This window comes from Rubripirellula obstinata (assembly GCF_001642955.1).
GTDB classification, from domain to species: domain Bacteria; phylum Planctomycetota; class Planctomycetia; order Pirellulales; family Pirellulaceae; genus Rubripirellula; species Rubripirellula obstinata.
On the sequence record NZ_LWSK01000031.1, the window covers coordinates 46,150 to 53,000 of the forward strand.

Here is a 6,851-nt window from a genome sequence, read left to right on the forward strand (position 1 = left end):
GCACCCGGCAAACGGCTTTCACCGCTACGCGGCTTCGTCGAACAGTCCGCCCTGACCCGTCGGGCGATGCTGTGATCCGGCGCTGTCTTTCTTGTAGGTTTCCGGAGTTTGCGATCCTGAAATGGTTTTCAGAAGATCGCTGGTCAAATCAGCGAGATGGAATTGGCAGACGAACAACGCGGTCGCTCGTTCGTGAGTCAGCTTGACTTTCTCGCTCACTTCTTCACAGCGTCGGGCTAGCCTGGCATCATCGATGTGGAAGGTGGACTTCAGTTTTTCGGTGAGCGTTGTGCCGTTTTCAGGCGCGTCTGTTGCTCTTAGCAAGTCGTCTCGCTTGGCAACCATTGCTTCCAGTTCAACCAAGGCGACTTCCAACTGAGCCGTTGACTCGTTGATCTCCTGCGACTTTGCTCCCAGTGTCCCCATGCGGGTTTCATCCAGGATCAAATCTATTTTTTCGGAGAGCTGATCGAGCGTTTCGACATAGTGCTCGACTCGGCTAATCCACTTTTGCTGGTTCGGCATTACGCTCTCCTTTGCATGTTGAACAATTCAAACATGGGATCCGAAAATCTGTCCGCGGACGATTCGGTCATGTCATCAACAATGTGCTGATCGAGTTGCTGTTGAAAGACTTCTTCGGTCCGACCACCGTGCATGTAGGCGGGTTTGCCGACCGTTTTTCGCATCGACGACAACATGCTGCCGAACAACGTCTGGCCGACGAAATCGGTGAACGCTTCTCGCAATTCGGGTGAGGATGCATCAGGATCGCTAAGCGAAGCCGGCAGTTTACCGTCTTGGCTCAAGCCGTTCTTACCGGACGCATTCTGCAGCGCCGCGGATTCATGCAGCATCGGCGATTGCATTGCTGCGTTGGGCAGCATGGATCGATTTTGAATATTCATTTTACGTTTGTTGGTTTATGGAAAGACCACTTCACTGGAACACGACTTCACCATACAGATCACCTTTTCGCTTCAGCGTCTTGATGATGGCGATCAAATCTTCGGCGGGAACATCGAGCGCGTTAAGTGCGTCAGCGAGACTCTTCAGTTTTGCGTTCGCGGGAACATCATTCTTGTCACCCACGGCCACAAACCCTCCGCCACCGCCGGCTTCGATTCGCAGGTTGCGGTGTGTCACCAGAACGGGTGCGACTTCGACATCTTTGCCGATCACGACCACGCCATCACGTTCATTGATGACGACGCGTGACGAGTGGTTGTTAATCTGAATCGTCGTGCCCAGCAGGAACGAGATGAACTTGATTGGATTGTCGCGATACAGTTCGGGGATCAGCACCTCGATGTGCAGTTGATCGATCGCACGGGCAGACGTTCGCCCTGATTTTCCTGTACCGGTCGCGTCACCAAGCGTCAGTGAAGACAAACCATTGATCTCGTCTTCGATTCGCTGGGCGGTGTCGAAACTGGCGAAGTCTTTTTCCAGAATCAGCGTGATCTTGCCGTCTTTTTGGTACTGGGCGGAAACACTCGCTTCCATCTTGGCACCACCTTGGATCTTTGCCGTCGTTGCTGGTCCATCCAGTGACACGTTCAGTGCGCCTTGGGCCATCGCATAGACGGTTGGATTGTCGGATCGCGGCCCCAACAAGGGTGTCAGCATCAACGTGCCACCTTCAAGACTCTTGGCGTTGATCGCGTTGATCGTCACGTTCAGCGAGTCACCGGCTTGTGCGCCGACGGCCGGTACCGTGGCGGTTACAAACACCATGGCAACATTTTTTGCGTCGGCGACGTCGTCTAGGTTTAGTTGTCCCGTTCGGTCGATCGAAATTGGACCGCCCATCAATTGCATCATTCGCGCGAGTGCTCGAGCGGTCGGGGCAGCGCCCGAATCGCCGGTGCCACGAAGACCGACAACGAGTCCTAGACCTTGCAGCGTGTTGGTTTCCTGTCCTTTGACGCGGCAGATGTTTGCGAGCCTCATGCCTGCAGCGTCAACGCTTGTTAGCGAAGTGATGAAAACCGTTAAGGCGAGAATGAGACGAATCATTTGATTCACAGCAATGAAAGAATGGTCGTTGATAGTTTCAGCAAAACGTTACGGAATTGTCCCAAAACAACTTTCCGACTTCCCAACCCGAACGCGTAAGCGAGGGATCTTGTTTGACTCGCGGATCCCTCGCTTACGCGTTCGGGTTGAGATTAGGATTGGGTGGAGGATCATTCACTTGAAATCAATAGGGTCAGTTCTTAAAACGGTTGCACTCGGTCGAACCAACGTTGAAACCAGCCACGTTTGTATCCGTCTCGCAAATGACCGCGATCGTCTTTGCGGATTTCTAGATCGATCAAGTCTTTACTGAGCACGACGTTGTCAGGTGCGATGTCTTGCCCCCGGCATATCCCGGTCAAAGAGGTTTCCCAGAGATTGTCGTTGACGCGAATTTGTTTGCGTGCTTCGAGTACTAACAAACCGTTGGGCCGGATGTCCACCACGGTTGCAGCGATGTTGAAGGTCATCGATTCGCGAGATTCAACGGTGGACTCGGCTCGGTTGTTGTTAATCGACTGGGTGCCCACCGCAGGGTCGCCGTTGGCTTGTTGGTCGGGACGCAGCCGAAAATCTCTCAGGCTAATCCAGTCCGTCAACACTGCCTGATAGAGCGAGATTTTGCGTGATTCAGCAGAACCTTCGGCCATCACTCGAGTGATTTCATCGACGCGAATCGTCACGACATCGTTTTTGCTATAGGTGCGAATCGCGGGTGCTGGTTGGTGTGTCCAACTAACGCGATCCAGCATCAAAGGTTGGTTCTGGTTGCCACCTACCGGGCTGGCTGCTGGACCGGTCTGTTCTATCTGTCCCGGTTGGAATACACCTGGCTGAAGACCATTTTGCACCGGGGTCGCCGGTCTTGGCGGGATCGCACGCAGCAGTGAACTGTCTTGTGATTCAGCAGGCGAGGCCATGCTGATCAGCACGAAGGTCGCAATGGCTATGGAATAGGTTGTCGTGAATTTGTTCATCGAACTACGGGTGCTCTGGTAAGGATTTCGGCAACCCCGATATCTGCCACTCGGGCGACAAGCCGCTTTCTTGGGTTCATGGTTTCCAATTCGATCAGTTCGCCTTTGGCACCATTGCCCATCGCTTTGGCGTTGGTCGAAACGCTGACGCCACCGCCTAGCACGCGAATTTCGATTAGGTCACCGCGATGAATCAGAATCGGTGACCCGACATCTGATTGCGAAATCGGTTGCCCAGAACGCAGCGGGGCACGAGCTTCTTTGCCGACCAACTGAACAATCTCAGTTGCAGCATCACTGGGCATCTTGTCCGCCTGAATCGGTTTGAGTTCTAAGTCGGTTCGTCGGAGCAATTCGCCGCGACCGAGTGTGCGACTGGCGACGACAATCATCGGGTGAGCGGTCAGATTGATGGTGATCTCGCAACTGACCGGTCCCGCCAATTTTCGAGCATCGATTTTGAATCGGCACTCGCCTTCGCTGATCTCAGTGACTGGCGTAAGCCCGTTGACGCGGACGATGTGCCTGAGCGATTCAAGCGAACGTTGGTCGGTTGGAATTTCCACTTCGTAAGCGTGATCGATGTCTGGGTGAAATCTTCTTATCGCCAAGTCAATCCAATGCAGTACTTGTCGAAATTCGCTTGCGGAAAGCGGGTCAGATTCTTCGACGACTTCTGTTTCTGTCGCGACGGTTTCACCGGGAATCGCCGGGGTTTGATATGCCGTTTGCTGAAGCGGATTGGCGACCGGTTTTGCCGGAATGTTGTTGGAAGCGGCGCTGGCGTGGTAGTGAACGTGAATCGTTTCCGGCCCCATCCAATCAATCGAATGAGGCGTGGCTTCTGCACCCAGGATGATGGATGTCAAACGATCGCGATCAATGGTCATCGCTTGCCCGCCGACCGGGACCAGACCAATCGGTGATTGCGAAAGACGCTGCCATGCGGCCAAGCCAGGATTGATCGGCTTGATCACATCACCCAGTCGGACAATCGGCGACGAAACAACCACCGACGCACGAGTTTCGAACGCCCATCGCGTTGTCGCAGTCGTTCGTGATGCATTGGTTGGCACGACGAAATCGGACCGACCTCGTTGCGCGCACGCATCATCCGCCAATCCAATCAAGCTTGCAAAAAGGATGATGGAAACGAAGGGGCGTAAAGCTTGGGTAAATCGAATGATTGAATTCACGGAAAGGGGTTTAACTTAGAAACGTCTTAGGTTTGAAATGTTCTGCATGATTTGGTCACCCGCCTGCACTGCCTGACTGTTCAATTCAAAGGCTCGCTGAGTGGTGATCAAGTCGATCAATTCTTGAACGGGTTCGACATTGGATGCTTCCAAACTTCCTTGGCGAATCACACCGAGCCCCTGTTCACCTGGGTTGGACAATTGCTCGGGGCCGGACGCGTCGGTTTGCGAGTACATGTTCTCACCATTTTTCAGCAACCCGTCCGGGTTGATGAAGGTGGCCATTTGGATCTGACCTTGGATCGCAAGTTCGACCTGTCCCGGCACTCGCGTCATCACTTCGCCGTTTGCGTTGATCGAAATCGCTTCGGCGTCGTTTGGAATCGTGATTGGTGGATCGATCAATCGCCCAACCGCGGCTGAACCGATGACTAGCTGGCCGTTGGCGTTGATGTCCAGGTTTCCGGCACGCGTGTACATCGGCAATTGAGTCGATGGGTCCAGGACCTTCAGGTATCCCTTGCCTTGGATTGCAATGTCTAGTTCGCGGCCGGTTGCTTGAAGGGTTCCTTGTCGCTGATCGGTTTGCGTGCTGGTGACTCGCACACCCAAACCGGTTTGCGTACCAACAGCGGTCGGCGTTTGCGTTGCATCTTGAACACCGGGATAGACCTGAGTTCGATAGAGTAGGTCTTCGAAGTTGGCGCGATCTTTCTTGAAACCCGTGGTGTTAATGTTAGCCAGATTATTGGCGATCACATCCAACTTGGTTTCCATCGCCTCCATGCCGGTGGCGGCGGTGTAAAGTGTTTGTACTGACATCTGAAAAGCCTTTAGCGGTTAGCGGTTAGCTGATAGCTTCATTAAACGGGTTTGGTGAGGAAGGTCAGAGAAGAAAAGCTAATAGCGAAACGCTCATAGCTAATCGCTCTCTCACTGTTGCAATACTCTTGAAATCAGGGTGCCCATAACCGAATCTTGGTTTTGGATCATGCGCACGTTGGCCTCGTAGACACGCGAAGTTTCGATCAGTTCCATCATCGCGCCGGTGGGACTGACGGCCGATTGTTCCAGCATTCCCGAGACGACTTTTCGCTGTCCAGGCTGAACGACATCAAATTCAGCCAACGCCTTGAACTGGCTGTCGCCAAGATGCGTTAGGTCGCCCAGGTTCTTCGGTTTCGCCAACATCAATTCGTGAGTCGTTTCGCCCTGTTGAATCCGTCCGTCGGGGCCGACGTTGATCGGAATGCCGGGTTCGATTTGAATGGGTTGTCCATTGGTTGCCAAAACTTTGTCGCCATTTTCGTTGATCATGCGACCTTGCGAATCGAACAAGAAATTTCCGGCTCGGGTCAGCCGTTGTTCGTCACCTCGGCTGACGACAAAAAATGATTCTTCGTCGTTGATGGCAAAGTCAGTTTCACGGCCGGTCGCCTTCATCGGGCCTTGGGCGTACTGAGTTTCTGACGGCCGAATGGTGACACCGCCGCCGATGTCATCCGCCCCGCCCATGCCTGGGACGACGTTGCCTTGTTCGATCATTTCGGCGAATCGGGCCTGCAAAACCGACTGTTGCGGCTTGAAACCAGGCGTTTCCACGTTAGCCAGGTTATTGCTCAGCACCTTCATGCGATGGCTTTGCGCATGAGCCCCCGAGGCAGACATGTAGACACCGTATGGCATTGCGTGGATTTCCTATCAGGAGTTTTTGCGAATCTTTTGCAAGATTCATTCAAGCGACCCTTTGGCGATAACACTTCCGGGGAAACCAAGACAAGAGCGATCCGGTGTCGTGTGCAAAAACGCCTATCGGCGGAACGCTAAAAGTAGGCCGTAGCGAGTGAGACGAGTTACGGCAGAGCTGCACAAAATGCCTTTACTCGCTCCGCTCGCTACGGCCTAAAAAAAGCCAGCCGACCAACTTTCCTGCCACCCGATTGCTTCGCTGTCATTGGGGGGTGTTGCCTTGATCAATCTTGATGCCAAAAATAATGGCCGGTCGCGATTCTGCGACGCCGAAACCCTTTCCCACGATCGAGAGATTCAACGGTGGACGAATTGATTCAACAACTGACAGCGAAACTTGGTATCGATGAATCGGTTGCTCAGGCGGCGACAGGCAAAGCGATGGCGATGGTCAAAGCAAATGTCGGCGAAGATCTGTTTAGCAAAATCTCCTCGGCCGTTCCGGGTGCTAGCGATGTGGCTGACGCCGGTGCAGAGGAAGCCCTGCCAAGCGAAGGCGGCGGCGGAATGCTTGGATCGCTGGCCGGTATGGCGTCAAAAGCCTTGGGCGGATCCGCTGGCAGCGGGCTTGAATTGGGCGCAGCTCTCGGTGACGCCGGTTTGCCAACCGATCAAATGGGCAGTTTTGTTTCCACGATCGTTGAGTTTCTAAAAGACAAAGTCGGTGACGAAGTCATGGACCAAGTCTTGGCAAAATTCCCAATGCTGAAAACACTGATCGGCTAAGCGAATGCTTGTTCCGGCCAACGTTGGCATCAACTACTTTAAAGCCGGGCCGCGACGCGTAAGCGGCAGGGCCAACCGGATTGCCCGAGGCTAGCCCGATAAAATCATTGCAACGCAGCAAATTGGGCAAGCTGCACCATGGCCGACAACACAAACTGCAACGGTGGGAAACATCGTGGCGACA

Annotated in this window: 8 protein-coding genes; 1 reads left to right on the top strand and 7 read right to left on the bottom strand. The window is 53.7% G+C overall.

Translation table 11 applies throughout. The features are described from left to right. Nucleotides 1-24: 24 nt before the first annotated feature. From RC85_RS10185 to RC85_RS10215, 7 genes are all read right to left on the bottom strand, one after another. Entirely contained in the window at nt 25-525 is a 501-nt protein-coding gene (locus RC85_RS10185) for a hypothetical protein (protein WP_068262017.1), read from the bottom strand. Then, nucleotides 525-908 (bottom strand): rod-binding protein, encoded by a 384-nt coding sequence (locus RC85_RS26235; protein WP_084422537.1) that lies wholly within the window; start codon nt 906-908, stop codon nt 525-527. Before RC85_RS26235 ends, RC85_RS10185 begins: the two co-directional genes overlap by 1 nt. 31 nt (nt 909-939) lie before the next feature. Then, the gene (locus tag RC85_RS10195; protein ID WP_068262020.1) at nt 940-2,019 is read right to left on the bottom strand and encodes a flagellar basal body P-ring protein FlgI; all 1,080 of its coding nucleotides are present in this window, start codon (nt 2,017-2,019) and stop codon (nt 940-942) included. A gap of 200 nt (nt 2,020-2,219) precedes the next feature. Next, entirely contained in the window at nt 2,220-2,996 is a 777-nt protein-coding gene (locus RC85_RS10200; RefSeq protein ID WP_068262023.1) for a flagellar basal body L-ring protein FlgH, read from the bottom strand. Further along, a complete protein-coding gene (gene flgA, locus RC85_RS10205; RefSeq protein ID WP_068262026.1) occupies nt 2,993-4,192 on the bottom strand; it encodes a flagellar basal body P-ring formation chaperone FlgA in 1,200 nt (399 codons plus the stop codon). The genes RC85_RS10200 and flgA overlap by 4 nt, the downstream gene beginning before the upstream one ends. A 15-nt stretch (nt 4,193-4,207) precedes the next feature. Next, nucleotides 4,208-5,014, bottom strand: a complete 807-nt coding sequence (gene flgG, locus RC85_RS10210; RefSeq protein WP_068262029.1) for a flagellar basal-body rod protein FlgG — start codon at nt 5,012-5,014, stop codon at nt 4,208-4,210. A 111-nt stretch (nt 5,015-5,125) separates the two neighbouring features. Continuing rightward, entirely contained in the window at nt 5,126-5,878 is a 753-nt protein-coding gene (locus tag RC85_RS10215) for a flagellar hook-basal body protein (RefSeq protein ID WP_068262032.1), read from the bottom strand. Between the two features lie 366 nt (nt 5,879-6,244). Between RC85_RS10215 and RC85_RS10220 the strand changes: the two genes are divergently transcribed. Beyond that, nucleotides 6,245-6,667: a DUF2780 domain-containing protein gene (locus RC85_RS10220; protein ID WP_068262035.1), complete on the top strand. Its 423-nt coding sequence runs from the start codon at nt 6,245-6,247 to the stop codon at nt 6,665-6,667. Nucleotides 6,668-6,851 lie beyond the last annotated feature (184 nt).